General features: G+C 54.1%; 17 protein-coding genes, 1 tRNA gene, 1 pseudogene and 1 riboswitch. Of the genes and pseudogenes, 12 read left to right on the top strand and 7 right to left on the bottom strand.

The window, feature by feature from the left end:
- A partial coding sequence (locus ACTQ34_RS15250; protein ID WP_441364537.1) for a hypothetical protein occupies positions 1–183 on the top strand: 183 nt, incomplete at its 5' end.
- Here ACTQ34_RS15250 and ACTQ34_RS15245 read toward each other — a convergent pair.
- The 7 genes from ACTQ34_RS15245 to ribD all read right to left on the bottom strand — a co-directional run bounded on the left by ACTQ34_RS15245 (position 170) and on the right by ribD (position 7484).
- Entirely contained in the window at positions 170–1351 is a 1182-nt protein-coding gene (locus tag ACTQ34_RS15245) for a M20 family metallopeptidase (RefSeq protein WP_441364536.1), read from the bottom strand. The two genes, ACTQ34_RS15250 and ACTQ34_RS15245, sit on opposite strands and share 14 nt — an antisense overlap.
- Before the next feature lie 23 nt (positions 1352–1374).
- Positions 1375–2487 carry a hypothetical protein gene (locus tag ACTQ34_RS15240; protein ID WP_441364535.1) on the bottom strand — a complete coding sequence of 371 codons (1113 nt, stop codon included), beginning with the start codon at positions 2485–2487 and terminating at the stop codon, positions 1375–1377.
- A gap of 338 nt (positions 2488–2825) precedes the next feature.
- Entirely contained in the window at positions 2826–3746 is a 921-nt protein-coding gene (locus ACTQ34_RS15235; protein WP_441364534.1) for a LysR family transcriptional regulator, read from the bottom strand.
- A 293-nt stretch (positions 3747–4039) separates the two neighbouring features.
- The gene (gene ribH, locus ACTQ34_RS15230; protein WP_441364533.1) at positions 4040–4501 is read right to left on the bottom strand and encodes a 6,7-dimethyl-8-ribityllumazine synthase; all 462 of its coding nucleotides are present in this window, start codon (positions 4499–4501) and stop codon (positions 4040–4042) included.
- A gap of 33 nt (positions 4502–4534) precedes the next feature.
- On the bottom strand, positions 4535–5743 hold the full coding sequence (locus ACTQ34_RS15225) for a bifunctional 3,4-dihydroxy-2-butanone-4-phosphate synthase/GTP cyclohydrolase II (protein ID WP_441364532.1): 1209 nt from the start codon (positions 5741–5743) through the stop codon (positions 4535–4537).
- 24 nt (positions 5744–5767) lie between these two features.
- A complete protein-coding gene (locus tag ACTQ34_RS15220; protein ID WP_441364531.1) occupies positions 5768–6421 on the bottom strand; it encodes a riboflavin synthase in 654 nt (217 codons plus the stop codon).
- A gap of 1 nt (position 6422) precedes the next feature.
- The gene (gene ribD, locus ACTQ34_RS15215) at positions 6423–7484 is read right to left on the bottom strand and encodes a bifunctional diaminohydroxyphosphoribosylaminopyrimidine deaminase/5-amino-6-(5-phosphoribosylamino)uracil reductase RibD (RefSeq protein WP_441364539.1); all 1062 of its coding nucleotides are present in this window, start codon (positions 7482–7484) and stop codon (positions 6423–6425) included.
- 184 nt (positions 7485–7668) lie between these two features.
- Positions 7669–7798, bottom strand: a riboswitch (FMN riboswitch).
- Positions 7799–8136: 338 nt separating this feature from the next.
- Between ribD and lepA the strand changes: the two genes are divergently transcribed.
- The 11 genes and pseudogenes from lepA (at position 8137) to ACTQ34_RS15160 (ending at position 17852) form a co-directional block, all read left to right on the top strand.
- The gene (gene lepA, locus ACTQ34_RS15210; protein ID WP_441364530.1) at positions 8137–9948 is read left to right on the top strand and encodes a translation elongation factor 4; all 1812 of its coding nucleotides are present in this window, start codon (positions 8137–8139) and stop codon (positions 9946–9948) included.
- Positions 9945–11117, top strand: a complete 1173-nt coding sequence (gene hemW, locus ACTQ34_RS15205; protein ID WP_441364529.1) for a radical SAM family heme chaperone HemW — start codon at positions 9945–9947, stop codon at positions 11115–11117. The genes lepA and hemW overlap by 4 nt, the downstream gene beginning before the upstream one ends.
- Positions 11118–11171: 54 nt before the next feature.
- A complete protein-coding gene (locus ACTQ34_RS15200) occupies positions 11172–11441 on the top strand; it encodes an ACT domain-containing protein (protein ID WP_373164674.1) in 270 nt (89 codons plus the stop codon).
- A 16-nt stretch (positions 11442–11457) separates the two neighbouring features.
- Positions 11458–12816: a PFL family protein gene (locus tag ACTQ34_RS15195; protein WP_441364538.1), complete on the top strand. Its 1359-nt coding sequence runs from the start codon at positions 11458–11460 to the stop codon at positions 12814–12816.
- Positions 12817–12943: 127 nt separating this feature from the next.
- Positions 12944–13783 (top strand): sigma-E processing peptidase SpoIIGA, encoded by an 840-nt coding sequence (locus ACTQ34_RS15190; protein WP_441364528.1) that lies wholly within the window; start codon positions 12944–12946, stop codon positions 13781–13783.
- 14 nt (positions 13784–13797) lie between these two features.
- Positions 13798–14499: an RNA polymerase sporulation sigma factor SigE gene (gene sigE / locus ACTQ34_RS15185; RefSeq protein WP_441364527.1), complete on the top strand. Its 702-nt coding sequence runs from the start codon at positions 13798–13800 to the stop codon at positions 14497–14499.
- Between the two features lie 72 nt (positions 14500–14571).
- Complete coding sequence (locus tag ACTQ34_RS15180) at positions 14572–15063, top strand: GNAT family N-acetyltransferase (protein WP_441364526.1); 492 nt, start codon at positions 14572–14574, stop codon at positions 15061–15063.
- A 143-nt stretch (positions 15064–15206) separates the two neighbouring features.
- A pseudogene (locus ACTQ34_RS15175) lies at positions 15207–15494 on the top strand (sigma-70 family RNA polymerase sigma factor); the annotation flags it as partial.
- Between the two features lie 76 nt (positions 15495–15570).
- Positions 15571–16857: an amidohydrolase gene (locus tag ACTQ34_RS15170; protein WP_441364525.1), complete on the top strand. Its 1287-nt coding sequence runs from the start codon at positions 15571–15573 to the stop codon at positions 16855–16857.
- A 12-nt stretch (positions 16858–16869) separates the two neighbouring features.
- Positions 16870–17688, top strand: a complete 819-nt coding sequence (locus ACTQ34_RS15165; RefSeq protein ID WP_441364524.1) for a purine-nucleoside phosphorylase — start codon at positions 16870–16872, stop codon at positions 17686–17688.
- 87 nt (positions 17689–17775) lie between these two features.
- Positions 17776–17852, top strand: a tRNA-Pro gene (locus ACTQ34_RS15160).
- Positions 17853–17993 lie beyond the last annotated feature (141 nt).

Below are 17993 nucleotides of genomic sequence, written 5' to 3'. Positions count from 1 at the left end.
TGTTATTTTGTAGACAAGGCATCAGCAGCTGGCGCCGCTCCCGCCTTAAATTATTTTGGCTCTATTTTGCACTGCCCGGCAGTGTTTACACAAAATTTGGGACAGACCTTTTTTTCCTTGTTTTCTTCGCTTTTTTCTTTCATCTGCTTTTCCTCCTTTGATATCTCTTTTATCCCTTGGTGAAATCATCTTCCAGCGTACATGCGGCACAGGCGGCCAGAATGCATCGCTGGAACATGGATTCTACTTCTGCGTATTCATCAGGCGTGTGGTTGCCCTCGCCGCGCGCGCCCATGCCGCACACCGTAGGAACACCGCATGCGACCGTGATTCCGGAATCAGACAAACCGCCTACTTGAAAACAGTCAATTTCTCCAAAGCCGCAGGACTGCGCCGTCTTTTTCAAATGTCCGAACAACGCCATGACACCGTCGGTTGTATCCATGCAGCTCATCAGGCGGCTGATATCCAGCTCTGCCCAAGTATCCGGTACCGTACTGTTTGCGGTGACCCGTTCCAGCTCGGTCAGAATCTCGTTTTTAATCTCGGTTGTAGGAAAGCGGATGCCAATGTGGATGGTGCACTGATCCGGGATTGTGTTCTCTCCCATTCCACCGGTAATTTTGCCGCAGTTGATAAGGCGGCCACGGGAAAAGTCGTTATAGGCCTCCAGAGCTGCGATTTTGTGTGCAGCTTCCAAAATGGCGGAGCGTCCTTTTTCGGGCGCGATGCCGGAATGTGCAGCGACGCCATGTACGGTGATTGTGACCGGTCCGCCGCCTTTGCGACCGACAACAAAGCGGTTGTCCATGTAGCCGGTTTCAAAATTAAATGCAGCCAGAGCGCCGACCGCTTCGAAAGCCATCACTTCCTTGGCGTTGGAGAACATGTGCAGATTTTCTTCGTCACCGGCGAAAATGCACTTAATGGGGCGGTCGCGGAATCCGGCTTCGGTCAGCGCCTTGATTGCATACACCGCAATTACCAGACCGGCTTTCATATCCAGTACGCCCGGACCGTGTGCAAAGCCGTTTTCATCAATGCGGAAGGGGTTTTCCGTTGCAGCGCCTTCCTTAAAAACCGTATCCATATGTCCGATAAAAAGCAGCGGCGCCTTAGTGCTTTCGCTGTTCCATTCACCGATCAAGACATCGCCGGCGTTTTCCATCGGAATGACGCGCGTTTTGGCGCCGGTGCCCTCCAATTCGCGGCGCAGGATGTTGCAAACGGCGGTTACACCGTCCAGTTGGCGCGAGCCACTTTCCGTATTGACCAGTTCTTCCCAAAGGGAAAGCATAGGTTTGCGGTTTCCGTCGATATAACGGCGGATTTGATCAAAAATTTGTTCCATGGGGAGTCCTCCTTTTTATCTGCTTACAGCATACGTACCGCAATACCCGCCAGTAAAACCGAGGCAATAGTAACGGTGACAAATCCTGCTGTCAGCATTTTTGGCAATAAATAATTGAGTATAGCAGCTTTTTCCTGTTCGGTGCGGCCAAATGCTTCCGCAACCTCTTGTGGGATCAGCATAGTAGTGGGGAAGCCGAAGGTGCAGCTGATGCCAAGGGAAATTGACAGTGCAAAGGGAATGTGCAGCAGTTTGGCGCAGGCAAAGCCGACAATTACGATGCCGCCGACGCCACAGATTGCGGAAAGCAGCAGTGCAGGTAAAACGGATAAAACCTGCTGCGGCGTTGTGGTGGACAAATTGGAGAAAATCAAAATGGTCACAAAAAATGTAATCAGGGAACTGGACTTGGTTTTCTCCAGAATCCCTTTCTCCAAAAAGCCCGCCGCGAAAAATACGGCACCCATAATCAGGCAGAGCACATAGTAGTGAATGACACCACCGGTCAATTGGGAAAGATAGTAGGCGACCAGTGCCGTAAGCCCCAGTTTTGCGAGATAGACGGACGGGCGGGCAAATGCGGGCGGCAAACCGAGCGGGCCGCGCTTTTTGGTCGCGGTTGATCCTTGCTGCGCTTCGCTATATTCTGCGACCAGCTTAGCATCTTCCCGGAATCGCCGGGCGGTACGTCGCAGCAAGAGCGAAGCGATGGGCACGCCGATGAATTTTTGCGTGACATAAAGCACAATGCAGAAGGTGCTGGCCTGAGTAAGCCCCATTTCGTCAAGTGCACTGGTCATAATCAGTGTAGCCGCGCTGCCGCCGGCGAAGATAGGAGCACCGGCAATGGCCATATCGCGGCCAATCAGGGGCATACCAATTAAAATAATCACAGCGACCGCGCCGCAAACACAGAATAGGGCGGTGAGAACCACCTTCCACTGACGACGCAATTCGGCAAAGTCGATTGTGGTGCCCAGAGAAACGATTAGAAGACCTGCAATCACATTGCCAAAGCCGGTCACCTGTGCATCCTCGATTAAGGAGCGTGGTAGCAGGCCGCTCCAGAATCCGGCAAGCAGAATAAGCGCAATGCCAAGCACGGTAGAAAAAAACTGCTTTGGTCCGCTGTGCAATCAATTCTCCTGCAGCATAGATACATAACAAAACGGTGAGCGCCAGAACCGGTGTCATATCCCTCATCCTTTCTTGGTTTCAGCATACCATGTAACTTTTTTACGTGTCCAAATCGAAAAAATTATAATGCAGTTATAAATGATGCGTAATGGTAAAAGTGAAATGGTGTGCGAAAGAAAATTGGTATTTTTGTACAAAGAAAAAGGCGCTGTGTACAAACACAGCGCCTTTGCTTTGGTGTTTTAACTATAGCAAGATTGCATTCTGCTGTCAATTAAATAATAGTTATAACGCAGTCATAACTATTTTGCATAACAGGTTATAACGTCTTTCCTGTTCAATGGGCTGCGGATGGCGACGAATACAGCCCGTTGAGAAGTTTGACGAAGGCTTGTGCCTCCGGGCTAAGCAGTTCTCTCTTCCTCTGCAGCCAGCCAACGTTGATTTTTACATTGCAGTTTCGGATGGGAATGGTCTTGATGCCGTAGCGCGCGTAATCCGGCGCGCTCAGCCCTGGGCCGAACCGGAACACATCGGTTGTGCTGAGCAGCGCAAGGATGGCGGCACTATCGCTGACATACACCACTTTTTTATGTTCAGTCAGCCGAATACCGTCGATTTCCAGATAAAAGGTCAGGTTGGAGAAATAGTCGTCGGGAAGTCGCACGATGGGATATTGTAAAAGCTGCTCCATCGTAACTTCATTTTGCACATATAATGGATTGTGGGGGCCAATGTTGGCATACCAGGTATCCTCTCCCAAGGCATTGAAAACAAGATTTTTGAAGTGCAGCATATGCTTGAGCTCTTTAGCCTGTACGTTGTTGCTCATTACAAATCCAATTTCAGCCTCTCCGCTTTCCACACTTTCGATCACCTGCTGCATGCGCTGCTCTACCAGCTTTAGGGAGATATCCTCTTGCTTATGTGCATTATAAAATTCGCTGATAAGCCGTCCCATGGTGATGAGGGGATAGGAAGCAATCGAAAGAATGCGCGGGCGCTCTTTGGAGGATAAGCCTTGAATCAGTTCCATCTGATTGAGGATAGTACGCGCATACTGATACAGCTTTTTTCCCTCATCGGTCAGCGCAACGCCTTTATTGGTGCGATTAAAGATGCGCACCTTCAGTTCGTTTTCCAGATTGCTGATGGCTTTGCTCAGATTGGGCTGGGTCACAAACAGTTTTTTCGCAGCTTTGTTGATGCTGCCTTGCTCTGCGACGGTCACAAAATAGGTAAGCTGATGAATCTGCATTGACAAACGCCCCGTTTCTCATTGGATAAGAATAGTTTATCACAAAAATAGATTTTTTTCGAGAGCATTCGACATTGTGGGTGGAAAGAAAAGTGCTGTGCTTGTTATATGGCTGTCGGAGTGAAGTGCTAACGGGGATGGAAATGATGATTTTGTCGCAGATATTTGGTTGAGGCAGTTCATGCGACGGTTCTGAATTACTCTGAAATTGTAACAGAAGCAGACAAAAGACTTGCCACCCACAGCTTGCAGGCGACAAGTCTTTCAGCACTTTATTTAAGCGGGGATGGATGTTAAAGCTGCGGCAGCAGATTGGCAAGTTCGAGCGCAGCCATAGCGGCATCTGCGCCCTTGTTTCCGGCCTTGGTGCCGGCGCGCTCGATGGCCTGCTCGATGTTTTCGGTGGTCAGGACGCCAAAGGTGGTCGGCACGCCGGTCTGCAGGTTGACCTGCGCCACACCCTTGGAAACCTCGCTGCAGACATAGTCATAGTGCGAGGTCGAGCCGCGGATAACCGCGCCAAGGCAGAGAACGGCGCAGTATTGACCCGACTGCGCGAGTTTGAGCGCTGCAAGCGGGATTTCAAATGCGCCCGGCACCCAGACAAGTGTAATGTCATCGGTGTCTACGCCGTGACGCACGAGTGTGTCCTCTGCGCCTGAAATCAGCTTGGAGACGATGAATTCATTAAAACGCGATGTAACGATGGCGAATTTACCTTTGCCGGCAACCAGTTTTCCTTCCAGTACTTTCATTTTTCCTTCCTCCAATGACGTTATAGATTATGATTACAGCATGTGCTTGAACAGATGGCCCATCTTAATCTGCTTGGTGCGCAGATAGAACGCATCATCTTCCTGCGGGTCAATCTCAATCGGGACACGCTCGACGATTTCCACACCGAAACCATCCAGACCGTAGATTTTTTCCGGGTTATTGGTTAACAGACGCAGTTCCTTTGCGCCAAGGTCCTGCAAAATCTGTGCGCCGATCCAGTATTCGCGCAGGTCGGGTGCAAAGTCGAGTTTGACGTTGGCTTCAACGGTATCCCAGCCCTGTTCCTGCAGTTCATATGCCTTGAGCTTGTTGATAAGACCGATGCCGCGGCCCTCCTGCCGCATATAGAGCAGCACGCCGCGCCCTTCGCGATCGATTTGCTGCATGGCGGCTGCAAGCTGTTGGCCGCAGTCGCAGCGGCGCGAGCCGAACACGTCGCCCGTCAGGCATTCCGAATGCACACGGCACAGCAGGTTTTTGCCGTCTCCGATGTCTCCCTTAACCAGCGCCACATGATGCTCGCCGGTCAGGTCGTTGATGTAGCCGTAAATCTGGAACTCGCCGAAGCGGGTTGGCAGTTTGGCGCAGGCTTCGCGCACGACATGCTTGTCGTGGCGGCGGCAGTAATCCTGCAGCGCTTTGATTGTGATGACCTTGAGCCCCCACTTTGCTGCATGTTCAAGCAGCTCGGTCGTGCGCATCATCGTGCCGTCATCGCGCATGATTTCGCAGCACAGGCCGCATTCTTCCAGCCCGGCCAGTCGGCACAAGTCAACGGTTGCCTCGGTGTGTCCGTTGCGGGTAAGCACACCACCGTAGCGTGCCACTAACGGAAATACATGGCCGGGACGACGCAGGTCTGACGGCTTGGCGTTGGGGTCGGCGCACATGCGGCAGGTGTAGCCGCGTTCCTCTGCGGAAATGCCAGTGGTCGTATCCACATGGTCTACCGAGACGGTGAACGCAGTCTGATGGTTGTCGGTGTTGACCTTGGCCATTTGTTCGAGCCCCAGCCGCTGCGCCACGGTTTCGCTCATCGGCGTGCAGATCAGGCCCTTGGCATATGTCGCCATAAAGTTGACATTCTCAGTGGTGGCAAACTGGGCGGCACAAATCATATCGCCTTCGTTTTCGCGGTCGGGGTCATCGATGGAGATGATGATGCGGCCGGCGCGCAGTTCATCCAGCGCCTCTTCGACCGTGCAATATTGCTGTTTCATATGGATTGTCCTCCTTTTATTGTTTTAGAACCCGTGTTGGGCCAGAAATTCCATAGTGATGCTGCTTGAAGTGGATTTTTCAGCCGGTGCATACGGTGCAAGCAGCTTTTCAACATATTTCCCGATAACGTCGCACTCTAAATTGACCGTCTCGCCCGGCTTTTTGTCCAGCAGGATGGTCTGTGCGCCTGTGTGCGAGATGATGGATACGGAGAAACCGGTTTGGTCCACCGCTGCGACCGTCAGACTTACGCCGTCAATTGCAATCGAGCCTTTTTCCACGATATATCGCAGCAGGGAAGCAGAGGTGTTCACGGTCACCCAGACTGCGTTATCCTCGCGCTTTTGGGATGCAATTGTGCCGGTGCCGTCAATGTGACCGGATACGATATGTCCGCCGAAACGCCCATTCATGGGCATTGCGCGTTCCAGATTGACCGGTGAGCCGCTTTGCAGTGCGCCGAGGCTGGAGCGCCGCAGCGACTCAGCCATGACGTCCGCGCTGAAGCTGTCCGCTGTCATCGCAACAACGGTCAGACACACGCCGTTGGTGGCGATGCTGTCGCCGAGCTTGGTGCCTTCCAGCACGGTTTTTGCCGCGATAGTAAGTCTTGCGCCTGCGGCGCCGCGTTCAATACGGCGTACGGTGCCGATTTCTTCGATGATGCCGGTAAACATATTACAGCACCCCCTCAAGCAGGATGTCCGTACCCAGCGGCGTGACGGTTACGTTTTTGAGTGTCAAAGCGTCCGCCATACGGGCGAAACCTGCGCCACCAAGCGGCGTTTTGGCGGTACTGCCGCCAATCAGTTTGGGTGCGATGTACGCCTGCACCTTATGAACAATGCCTGTCTCGAGCGCTGCAAACGCAAGTTCTGCGCCGCCTTCCAGCAGGATGCTGTCCAACCCGCGTGCGCCAAGCTGCCGCATCAGGTCGTTTAGGTCCACTTTGCCGTTTTGGGCGTTACATAGCAATAGGTGTGCGCCCGCTTTTTTGAGTGCCGTGGCGCGCTCGTTCCATTCGGTCACGGCGATGACTGTGTCGATTTCGTGCGCGGTGCGGACAAGTTGGGAGTCCAGCGGCGTGCGCGCGTGACTGTCACAGACAATGCGGCATGGGTTGTGTCCGCCCTCGATGCGGCAAGTGAGCAATGGGTCGTCTGCCAGCACGGTGCCGACGCCAACCATGATGCCGGACAGGCGTGCGCGTGTCTCGTGTACGTGATGGCGGGCGGCTTCGTCCGTTACCCAGCGGCTGTCACCGGTGTACGCGGCAATTTTGCCGTCCAGCGTCATGGCGTATTTGAGTACAACATACGGGGTTTTGCTTGTGATAAAGTGGAAGAATACCTCGTTGAGCTGGCGGCACTCGTTTTCGCAGATGCCGGTTTCGACAGGAATGCCTGCGTCCCGCAGAATCTGTGCGCCCTTGCCGGCAACAAGCGGATTTGCGTCCAGACAGCCGACGAATACACGTCCAATGTGCTTTTCGAGAATGGCCTCTGTGCAGGGAGGGGTGCGGCCCCAGTGGCAGCATGGCTCAAGCGTGACGTATAGGTCTGCGCCTGCCGGGTCCTCGGTGCAGTTTTTCAGCGCGTTGCGCTCGGCGTGCAGGCCACCGCAGTATTCATGCCAGCCTTCGCCGATGATGCGTCCGTTTTTAACGATGACGCAGCCAACCATCGGGTTGGGGCTGACATGTCCTGCGCCGCGTTTGGCCAGATCGAGTGCGCGGCGCATGTAAGTTTCCGTTTGGTTTTGCAATCGGATCACCTCGTCAGAACAGCCTGTACGGGCTGTAAAATGAAAAAACGCCCCGAAAGCAGAGGCTTCGGGGCGAAACGCCATAAAAACAAAAAATCTGAAACACAAAATGCGTTTCAGAACAGCAAATAAGCGAAAACGGAGCAAAAGCCGTTTTTCGCACATTCTTCTTTCATCCAGACTATACTGTCGGCTTCGGAGTTTCACCGAATCATGCATTCGCTTTGAAAAAGCGTCCGCTCGCGGGCTGTACCGCCGGTAGGGAATTGCACCCTGCCCTGAAGAATCCTGATATTCGGTTTTAGCACAGCAGTCAAATGCTTTGCTGAACACAGTATATACCCGCAAAAGCAAGAATGCAAGCATTTTATGAAAAAATATGCAGAGGCGGCCAAAGCCGCCTCTGCAGTTGGGAAGAGTATAAGGAAAAGAGAAAAGAATGTGGCTGTCTACATTCTTATCATAGCGTAGTCGTATCAAATCTGAAGCAAAAGAAAATCAAATTTGTGCAAAAAAACAGAACAATGATGGGGAGCCGGTAAACCGGAAAAGAACGCTTGTGAGACAGGCGGGAACGTGTTATAATATTTCCATATTGCTATTATGGAACAGATAAGGAGCTTTCGGGGTGAAAAATCGCGAGCAAATTCGTAATTTCTCCATTATCGCGCACATTGACCACGGTAAGTCTACACTTGCCGATCGCCTGCTTGAGCAGTGCAAAGCGGTATCCCAGCGCGAGATGGAGGAGCAGTTACTCGACAATATGGATCTGGAGCGCGAACGCGGCATCACGATTAAGGCGCGCGCTGTGCGCATGGAATATGAGGCGGATGACGGCAAAACCTATGAGATGAACCTCATCGACACGCCGGGGCATGTTGACTTCAATTATGAGGTCTCCCGCTCACTGGCTGCGTGCGAAGGCGCGCTGCTGGTTGTGGACGCGGCGCAGGGTATCGAGGCGCAGACGCTGGGCAACACCTATCTTGCGATTGACGCGGGGTTGGAGGTTGTGCCGGTTATCAATAAGATTGACCTGCCGGCTGCGGATGCGCCGCGCGTCAAGCAGGAAATTGAGGATATCATCGGCATCCCGGCTGAGGACAGCCCGGAGATTTCTGCAAAAATGAATATCAACATCCATTCCGTGCTGGAGCGCATCGTGTCGGACATCCCTGCGCCGACGGGCGATCCGGACGCGCTGCTGCGCGCACTGATATTCGACAGCCAGTACGACCCCTATAAAGGGGTTATCGTCTACATGCGTCTGATGGAGGGGTGTATCCGTCCGGGCATGAAAGTCAAGATGATGGCAACCGGAGCGACGTTTCAGGTACTCGAATGCGGCTATATGCTGCCGCTCGGACTGTCCCCGCAGCAGGAGCTGTGCGCGGGTGAGGTCGGTTACTTTACCGCATCCATCAAGACTGTATCCGACACTCGCGTCGGCGACACGGTCACCGAGGCTGAACGCCCGACGGCGGAGGCTCTGCCGGGTTATCGTCCTGCGCGGCCCATGGTGTTCTGCGGTATTTATACCGAGGACGGCTCCAAATATCCCGACCTGCGGGATGCGCTGGAGAAATTGCAGCTCAACGACGCGGCGTTGTCCTTCGAGCCGGAAAGCTCGGTGGCGCTGGGATTTGGTTTCCGCTGCGGTTTCCTAGGCATGCTGCACATGGAGGTTATTCAGGAGCGACTGGAGCGTGAGTTTGACCTCGATTTGGTCACGACACTGCCGAGCGTGGTTTATGAAATTGTCAAGACCGACGGCACGGTCGTCCAGTGCGACAATCCGCATGATTATCCCGATCCGGGTCTCATCGAAGAGGCGCGTGAGCCATTTGTCAAGGCGACCATCATGACGCCGCAGGAATATGTCGGCAACATCATGCCGATGTGTCAGGAGCGACGCGGCGTATTTAAGGATATGCAGTATCTGGATGCCAATCTGGTAGAGCTGCATTACGAAATGCCGATAAACGAAATTATTTACGACTTTTTCGACGCACTTAAGGCACGTACTCGCGGCTACGCTTCGCTGGACTACGAGTTCCTCGATTACCGACCGAGCGATTTGGTTAAGGTGGATATGCTGCTCAACGGTGACCAGGTAGATGCACTTTCGTTTATTGTGCACCGTGAAAAGGCATACGGCCGTGCGCGCCGTATCTGCGAAAAGCTCAAGGAGAATATCCCGCGTCAGCTGTTCGAGGTGCCGATTCAGGCGGCAATCGGCGGCAAGGTCATCGCACGCGAGACAGTCAAGGCGATGCGCAAGGATGTGCTGGCTAAGTGCTACGGCGGCGACATCACGCGAAAGAAAAAGCTGTTGGAAAAACAAAAGGAAGGTAAGAAAAAGATGCGTTCGCTCGGCACGGTGCAGATTCCGACCGAAGCGTTCATGGCGGTCTTGAAGCTGGATGAGGAATCATGAGCAAATTCAGTTATAATAATCGGCCTTTGGGGTTGTATCTGCACATTCCGTTCTGTGTAAAAAAATGTGCTTACTGTGATTTTTATTCCGTGACTGATGCAGAGTTGATGAAAAATTACGTTTCGGCGCTGCTGACGCATATTCGCGAATACGGGAAAACGTGCAGCGGCTACACGGTGGACACTGTGTATGTCGGCGGCGGCACGCCGACCTGTCTGGGACCGAAGTATCTTGGCCGCATCCTGCAGGAGGTGCGCAATAAATTTCCGCTTGCGGACGACGCAGAGATTACGGTCGAGTGCAATCCGGAGAGCACGGATAAAAAGGTGCTTGACGCGATGAAAAAACATGGTGTCAACCGTCTGTCCTTCGGCGTGCAGTCCGCGCAGGAGGACGAGCTCAAACGTATCGGACGCATCCATACGTTTGAACAGGCTAAAACTGCGGTGGATTTGGCGCGGGAGAAGGGCTTTGACAACATCAGCCTTGATCTGATGTACGGTCTGCCGGGCCAGACGCAGGAAAAATTCCTCGACTCGGTTGAGCAGTGTCTGGCGCTCGGACCGAAGCATTTGTCGTGCTACGGCTTGAAGCTTGAGCCTGCCACGCCGATGGGGCGGGAAAACCCCGTTCTGCCGGATGACGACGCGCAGGCAGATACTTATCTTGCTATGTGTGATCTGCTGCGCAAGAACGGGTTTGAGCATTATGAAATTTCGAATTTTGCCAAGCCCGGCTTTCGTTCGCGGCACAATGCAAAGTATTGGGATTTGTCCGAGTATCTGGGCCTGGGGCCAGGGGCACATTCGTTCATAAACGGACGTCGGTTCGAGTTTGCAAGGGATATTAAGGCATACATAAACGGTGAGGATATCCTGCGGGACGAGGACGAGGTGCCGACCTTCCAACGGCAGGGCGAATACCTGATGGTGCGCTTGCGCACGGCAGAGGGCGTGGATTTCATCGATCTGGAAAAACGGTACAATATCGACTCGACGCCATATGAAGAAGCGTTTCGCAGCCTGATGGGACAGGAACTGGTTGCGCACCAAGGGGCTCGTTGGTATCTGACTGAAAAGGGCTTTCTGGTGTCCAACAGCATCATCAATACCATTGTCGAGGCAGGGCAGGGACAGATGGAAACATCTGCACCGCCGGTGTTCCGATAAAAGACCGGCTGATAGTTTGTTATTCAAAAAAATATATAAATCGGAGGAAAAAATATGCGCGCAGTTATCACGGTGGTCGGTAAGGACCGCACCGGCATCATTGCCAGAATTTCCGAAACTCTGTACAAGCATGAGGTCAACATCGTTGATATTTCTCAGAATGTCATGGAGGATATGTTCGCCATGGTCATGCTGGTCAATATCGACAAGTGTACGGTGGACTTCACCCAGTTGGCTGATGTTCTGGACAAGGACGGCGAGGCGCTCGGCATGAAAATTCATACCATGCACGAGGATATCTTCGACGCGATGCACAAGATTTGAGGTGCCGTCCATGTCAATGATCAATACCAAGGACATTCTGGAAACCATCAAGATGATCGAGGAGGAACACCTCGATATCCGTACTATCACTATGGGTATCTCGCTGCGTGATTTGGCCAGCGACGATATCAATGTGCTGGCGGATAAGGTGTATGACAAGATCACCCGCCGCGCGGAAAAGCTGGTTTCCACGGGCGAGCAGATCGAGCGGGAGCTCGGCATTCCGATCATCAACAAGCGTATTTCGGTCACACCTATCGCCATGATTGGCGCGGTGACGAATGCAAACAGCTATGTGCCGCTTGCCAAGGCGCTTGACCGCGCGGCAAGTGCGACCGGCGTGAACTTTGTCGGCGGCTTTTCCGCGCTGGTGCAAAAGGGCTTTGCCAAGGGTGACGAAATTCTGATTCATTCCATTCCGGAAGCACTGGCCGAGACCAGTCTGGTCTGCTCGTCGGTCAATGTTGCCTCCACCAAGGCGGGTGTCAATCTGGACGCTATCGGCCTGATGGGCCGTATCATCAAGCAGACCGCAGAACTGACGAAAGACAACGATTCGATGGGCTGCTCCAAGCTCGTTGTGTTCGCCAACGCGGTGGATGACAACCCGTTTATGGCGGGCGCGTTCCACGGCATCGGTGAGCCGGAGACCGTTATCAACGTCGGCGTTTCCGGTCCGGGTGTGGTGCAGTCGGCTATCCGCCGCGCGGGTGACTGCTCCATTAACGAGGTGGCTGAGGTCATCAAAAAGACCGCGTTCAAGATTACGCGTATGGGTCAGCTGGTCGGTGCGATTGCCAGCGAGCGTCTGGGTGTGCCGTTCGGTATTGTCGACTTGTCTCTTGCACCGACTCCGGCGATTGGAGACTCGGTTGCGCGCATTTTGGAGGAAGTCGGCCTGGAGGTCTGCGGCAGCTGCGGCACAACCGCGATTCTCGCTATGCTCAACGACGCGGTCAAGAAGGGCGGCGTCATGGCATCCTCGTCGGTCGGCGGCCTGTCGGGCGCGTTCATTCCGGTTTCCGAGGATGAGGGTATGATTGCGGCGGCGGCTTCCGGCGCGCTGACGCTCGAGAAACTCGAAGCGATGACTGCGGTCTGCTCGGTCGGTATCGACATGGTTGCAGTGCCGGGCGACACCACCGCTGAGGTCATCTCCGGTCTGATTGCGGACGAAATCGCTATCGGCGTGGTCAACTCCAAGACGACGGCCGTGCGTGTTATTCCCGCCATCGGTAAAAAGGTGGGTGATATGGTCGAATTCGGCGGCCTGCTGGGCTCTGCACCTATCATGCCGATTGCAACCGGTTCGCCGGCAAAGTTTATTCATCGCGGCGGACGCATTCCGGCTCCTATCCAGAGTCTCAAGAACTGAATATGGCTTTTTAAGGCCGCACATCGGACCAAGCCGGTGTGCGGCCTTTTGGCGTGGTTGACGCGGTGCGCATTCGGCAAATATTGTGCGCGTATTGTGATAAGATGTAGTTCGGCGGAGGTGGTCTATGGTTGTATATCTGGATGTGCTGTTCGCGGTCAATGTGCTGATGGACGGCGCGAGTCTGCTCGCTGCGGCAGCACTCGGTGGTGTGCGTGTCAGACGCATCCGATGGCTGACCGCAGCTGCGCTGGGCGGCGGATATGCGGTATTGGCGGCTGTTCTGCCGACTTTGGCGGCGCTGCCGCTGCGCGTGCTTGCCGGAATTGGTATGTGCGCCGCCGCATTTGGTGGAAAACCGGCCTTTGGACGGGTATGTGCACTGTATTTCGTGGTCGCGGCATCCTTTGCAGGACTGGCAGCGGCACTTGGCGCGGCAACCGGACGGAAACTGCTGTTCGGCGCGGGATATTACATTGCCGTACCATTTCGCGTGCTGATGCTTGCTGCCGCTGCCGGGTACGCGCTCAGTGGAATATTGCTGCGCGGAGACGCATTGCATGGCCCACTGCGCCGCGAGGTCGAGCGGTTGACTGTCCGATTTGATGGGCGGAAACGTGAGGTTCGTCTTCTGCACGACACGGGAAACAGCCTAGTAGAACCGGTATCCGGCCGTCCGGTACTGGTGCTGGGACGGGAGGCGGCATGCAGCCTGCTGGACGAAGAAATAAAACGGGTGTGGACACAGAAAAAGGATGCCGCCGCATGTCTGGCTGCGCTGCCGTCGGAAGCGACAAGTCGGTTCGGACTGCTGCCGTACCGGGCGGTTGGTGTGGAGAGTGGATTGCTGCTGTATTTCCGACCGGACAGTGTGCAGCGCGCAGATGGGACAACGCTTGACTGTGTGTGCGCTATTGGGCCGGATGGCATTGGTCAGGGAGCGTATGATGGGCTAATTGGGGTTTGAAAGGAAGAATACATATGATACTGAAATGGATTATGCAGACGCTTGCGCGGCTATGGAAACGGCGTGCGGTTTATTACATCGGCGGCAGCGAGGTGCTGCCGCCGCCGCTCTCGCCGGAGGAGGAGCAGGCGGCGGTAGAGGCCTGTCAGGCGGGGGATGAGCAGGCGCGCAACAAGCTGATTGAGCATAACCTGCGACTGGTGGTGTTTTTGGCGCGCAAATTTGAATCCGCGGCGGTGAGTACGGAGGACTTAATCTCGATTGGCACGATTGGGCTGATTAAGGCGGTCGGCACCTATCGCAGCGATAAAAATGTAAAGCTGGCAACCTATGCTTCGCGCTGTATTGAAAACGAGATTCTGATGCATCTGCGCAAGTTGGCGGGACGACGCACCGAGGTTTCGTTTGACGAGCCGCTGTCCTCGGACTGGGATGGGAATGAGCTGCTGCTCAGTGACATTCTCGGCACAGAGCCGGACAGCGTCATGCGCCCGATTGAGGACGATGTCGACCGCATGCTGGTGCATCACGCACTCGAGCGTCTGCCTGCACGTGAGCGGCAGATTATCTCGCTGCGCTTTGGGCTGGGATTGCCAGAATCGATGACACAGAAAGAGGTCGCGGAGCTGCTGGGCATTTCGCAAAGCTACATATCCCGGCTGGAAAAGCGCATTATTGCGCGCATGCGCAAGGATATTCTGAAGAATTTTGCATAGGCGGCGGCGCTTGCATGCACGGATAAAATGCGGTACAATAGAACCGCAAAAACGAGTGGGAGCGTGTGTGTCATGCAGGTGGAAATCAAACAGTACATGCAGCAGGATGCGCAGGAGGCGGCTGCGGTTTGGAATGAGGTTGTGGAGGATGGCGTCGCTTTTCCGCAGACCGAGCTGCTGAATGCGCAAAGCGGTCATGCATTTTTTTCTGAGCAGTCCTTTACGGGCATCGCGTATGATGCGGAAAGCGGCAAAATCGTTGGACTGTATATTCTGCACCCGAACAACGTCGGTCGGTGCGGGCATATCTGCAACGCAAGCTATGCGGTCAAAGGCAGTCTGCGCGGGCAGCATATCGGAGAAAAATTGGTGCGGCATTGCATGAGCAAAGCGAAAGAATTGGGGTTTGGTATTTTGCAGTTCAATGCTGTGGTCAAAACCAATGAGCCTGCACTACGGCTGTACAAAAAGCTGGGCTTTCAGCAGTTGGGCGTCATTCCGGGCGGTTTTCGTATGAAGGACGGCACGTTCGAGGATATCATCCCACATTATCATTTGCTGTAAGACACGCCATAAAGCACATAAACGGGAAAAAGTGTGTCGAAGCATGACGTTCGGCAAAATATTTCGTCGGTATATTCGGCCCTTCCGCAGGGGAAAATCCTGATAGACGCACATCGGGTGTGCAGGACGGGAGGGACTTTTCCATGCAAACCAAAGTAGAGATTTGCGGGGTGAATACATCGGGGTTGCCGACGTTGTCGGCGGCAAAAACGGACGAATTACTGGTGCGTGCGGGCAAAGGCGATAAGCAGGCGCGGGATGAACTGATTCGCGGTAATTTGCGGCTGGTGCTGTCGGTGATTCAGCGGTTTCAAGGGCGTGGCGAATCGCCGGATGACCTGTTTCAGGTAGGATGCATCGGTTTGATGAAATCTATTGACCACTTTAACACCGAGCTGGGCGTGCGTTTTTCCACCTATGCCGTGCCGATGAACGGAATTTGGGGAAATTCCTCCGCAAAAGAAAAAGAGACTGTATTACACCCCAAGAAAGATAAAGGAGAAACAAATGCTATTCTGTAATATTGACCTTTTGGATGAGAACTTTGCGCTTCGGCGCGGACAATATGTCGGCATCAAGGACGGCCGTATTGCGTACATAGGAGAGACGGAGCCGCAGGAAGACTACGACGAGCGCTATGACGGCCGTCACCGCCTGCTGATGCCGGGCTTCTACAATGTGCACAGCCACGCGCCGATGACGCTGCTGCGCGGCTATGCGGAAAACTTGCCGCTGCAGCGCTGGCTCAATGAGCGTGTATTTCCTTTTGAGGATCAGCTGAGCGATGAGGCGGCTTATTATGCCACCCAGCTGGCCATTGCGGAAATGCTGGCAAGCGGCACAGTATCGTTTTCCGACATGTACTTTTTCCTCGATGGCATGACAAAAGCCATTCTGGAGAGCAAAATCAAGTGCAACCTCAGCCGCGGGCTGACGGTGTTTGACGACAGCACTTACGAGCAGACGGCGGCTTATCAGGGTAACCTGCGTCTGCTGGGTGAATGGAATGGGGCAGGGGATGGCCGCTTGATTGGCGACCTGTGCATCCATGGAGAGTACACCTCGACCCCTAAGGTGGTCGACGCGGTCGCGGCGCACGCCAAGGCGAACGGCGCACGCATGCATATCCATTTGTCCGAGACACAGGCTGAGCATGAAGAGTGCAAACAGCGTCACGGCATGACCCCTGCGGCATATATGCAGGTGCACGGCGTATTTGATGTGCCGACAACAGCGGCGCATTGTGTCTGGCTGGAAGGGGAGGACTTTGAGATTCTTCGTTCGCACGGCGTGACGGTAGCATGCTGTCCGGCGAGCAATCTCAAGCTGGCATCCGGCTACGCCAATATTCCTAAGATGCTCGATAGCGGTATAAATATTGCGCTCGGTACAGACGGCGCAGCGTCTAACAACAACCTGAATATTTTACAGGACGTGTATTTGTTCGGCGTGGTATATAAGGGATTTTACCATGACTCGACGCTCATTACGCCGGCACAGGCATTGCATGCGGCAACGCGTGCGGGTGCACTGTCGCAGGGCAGAGAGGACAGCGGTCTGCTGCGCGTCGGCTGCCGAGCCGATCTGTGCGTGATCGATACGGACACACCGCAGTTTACTCCCATGACCGATGCGGCGTGCAATGTGGTGTATGCGGCGCAGGGTGCGGATGTCAAGCTGACCATGGTGGATGGCGAGGTGCTGTATCGTGATGGCTCCTATACTACGATTGACATTGAGCGAATAAAGGCGGAAACACAGCGCTGCACGGACGAGATCATTCGTCGATTGTAAGGGGGAGACAACATGAATACCAAAAAGCAAGTGGAGGAATCCGCAGCTTATCTCCGGTCGCGGCTGCCGTATCTGCCGGAGATTGGCCTGGTGCTGGGTTCCGGGCTGGGGCCGCTGGCCGAACAACTGCAGGATACCGTTATTATCGCCTATGCTGAAATTCCGCATTTCCGGATTTCGACCGCGCCCGATCATGCAGGGCGATTGGTTTGCGGCATGCTCGCGGGCAGGCGTGTTATGTGTATGCAGGGACGGCTGCATGGCTATGAGGGCTATGCGCCGGATGAAATTGCATATCCGGTATATGTGATGCGCGCGTTGGGCGTACAAGCGCTCATTCTGACCAACGCTTCCGGCGGCATTAACACCGGTTTTTCGGTTGGCGACTTTATGCTGATCGAGGATCATATTAATATGACGGGTAAAAGTCCGCTGACCGGAGAGAATGATGTGCAGCTCGGCACGCGCTTTCCGGATATGACCTTTGCTTATGCACCTGCGCTTCGGGATAAAGCACAGATAGCGGCCGATGCGTGTGGTCTGGTGCTGCGCCGCGGTGTATACTGTGGGGTCAACGGACCGCAGTTTGAAACGCCGGCGGAGATTCGTGCATTTCGCACACTGGGCGCGGATGCGGTCGGCATGTCTACCGTGTTTGAAGTTATTGCGGCGGCGCATTGTGGTTTGCCGGTAGTTGCAGTGGCAATGATAACCAATATGGCAGCCGGGGTGCTGATGCAGCCGCTTTCCGGAGCAGAGGTAAACGAGATCGCAGCGCGGCGCGGCGCGGACTTCCAACGGCTGATTACAGCGCTTATAGAAAAAATCTAAAAAAATCGAAAAAAGGTGTTGACAGAAAGGGCACTGCGCGATATAATATAAAAGCTGTCACGATTGAATGAAAAGTGACAGCGAATCCGAGGTGTGGCTCAGCTTGGTAGAGCGCTTCGTTCGGGACGAAGAGGCCGCAGGTTCAAATCCTGTCACCTCGACCATCTGGAAAAGGCCGTCGGCATATGCCGACGGCCTCAGTCTGTCGAAAAAGTCCAGCAAAAGCTGGGCTTTTTCGTTTGAGCGCGGTAAAATAGGAATAGGTGGTGAGAGCAATGCTGGAACGAGGAAAAATGGATCGGGAT

Source organism: Agathobaculum sp. LCP25S3_E8, from assembly GCF_052117165.1.
GTDB lineage: Bacteria > Bacillota > Clostridia > Oscillospirales > Butyricicoccaceae > Agathobaculum.
The sequence above is the reverse complement of the archived record's forward strand: the minus strand, read 5'-3'. Positions and strand labels throughout refer to the sequence as shown.

Excerpts from the sequence above, each read along its gene's own strand:
- ACTQ34_RS15245 (WP_441364536.1), bottom strand. The coding sequence starts at position 1,351 with ATGGAACAAATTTTTGATCAAATCCGCCGTTATATCGACGGAAACCGC.
- ACTQ34_RS15235 (WP_441364534.1), bottom strand. The coding sequence starts at position 3,746 with ATGCAGATTCATCAGCTTACCTATTTTGTGACCGTCGCAGAGCAAGGC.
- ribH (WP_441364533.1), bottom strand. The coding sequence starts at position 4,501 with ATGAAAGTACTGGAAGGAAAACTGGTTGCCGGCAAAGGTAAATTCGCC.
- ACTQ34_RS15225 (WP_441364532.1), bottom strand. The coding sequence starts at position 5,743 with ATGAAACAGCAATATTGCACGGTCGAAGAGGCGCTGGATGAACTGCGC.
- ACTQ34_RS15220 (WP_441364531.1), bottom strand. The coding sequence starts at position 6,421 with ATGTTTACCGGCATCATCGAAGAAATCGGCACCGTACGCCGTATTGAA.
- ribD (WP_441364539.1), bottom strand. The coding sequence starts at position 7,484 with ATGCGCCGCGCACTCGATCTGGCCAAACGCGGCGCAGGACATGTCAGC.
- hemW (WP_441364529.1), top strand. The coding sequence starts at position 9,945 with ATGAGCAAATTCAGTTATAATAATCGGCCTTTGGGGTTGTATCTGCAC.
- ACTQ34_RS15200 (WP_373164674.1), top strand. The coding sequence starts at position 11,172 with ATGCGCGCAGTTATCACGGTGGTCGGTAAGGACCGCACCGGCATCATT.
- ACTQ34_RS15195 (WP_441364538.1), top strand. The coding sequence starts at position 11,458 with ATGATCAATACCAAGGACATTCTGGAAACCATCAAGATGATCGAGGAG.
- ACTQ34_RS15190 (WP_441364528.1), top strand. The coding sequence starts at position 12,944 with ATGGTTGTATATCTGGATGTGCTGTTCGCGGTCAATGTGCTGATGGAC.
- sigE (WP_441364527.1), top strand. The coding sequence starts at position 13,798 with ATGATACTGAAATGGATTATGCAGACGCTTGCGCGGCTATGGAAACGG.
- ACTQ34_RS15180 (WP_441364526.1), top strand. The coding sequence starts at position 14,572 with ATGCAGGTGGAAATCAAACAGTACATGCAGCAGGATGCGCAGGAGGCG.
- ACTQ34_RS15170 (WP_441364525.1), top strand. The coding sequence starts at position 15,571 with ATGCTATTCTGTAATATTGACCTTTTGGATGAGAACTTTGCGCTTCGG.
- ACTQ34_RS15165 (WP_441364524.1), top strand. The coding sequence starts at position 16,870 with ATGAATACCAAAAAGCAAGTGGAGGAATCCGCAGCTTATCTCCGGTCG.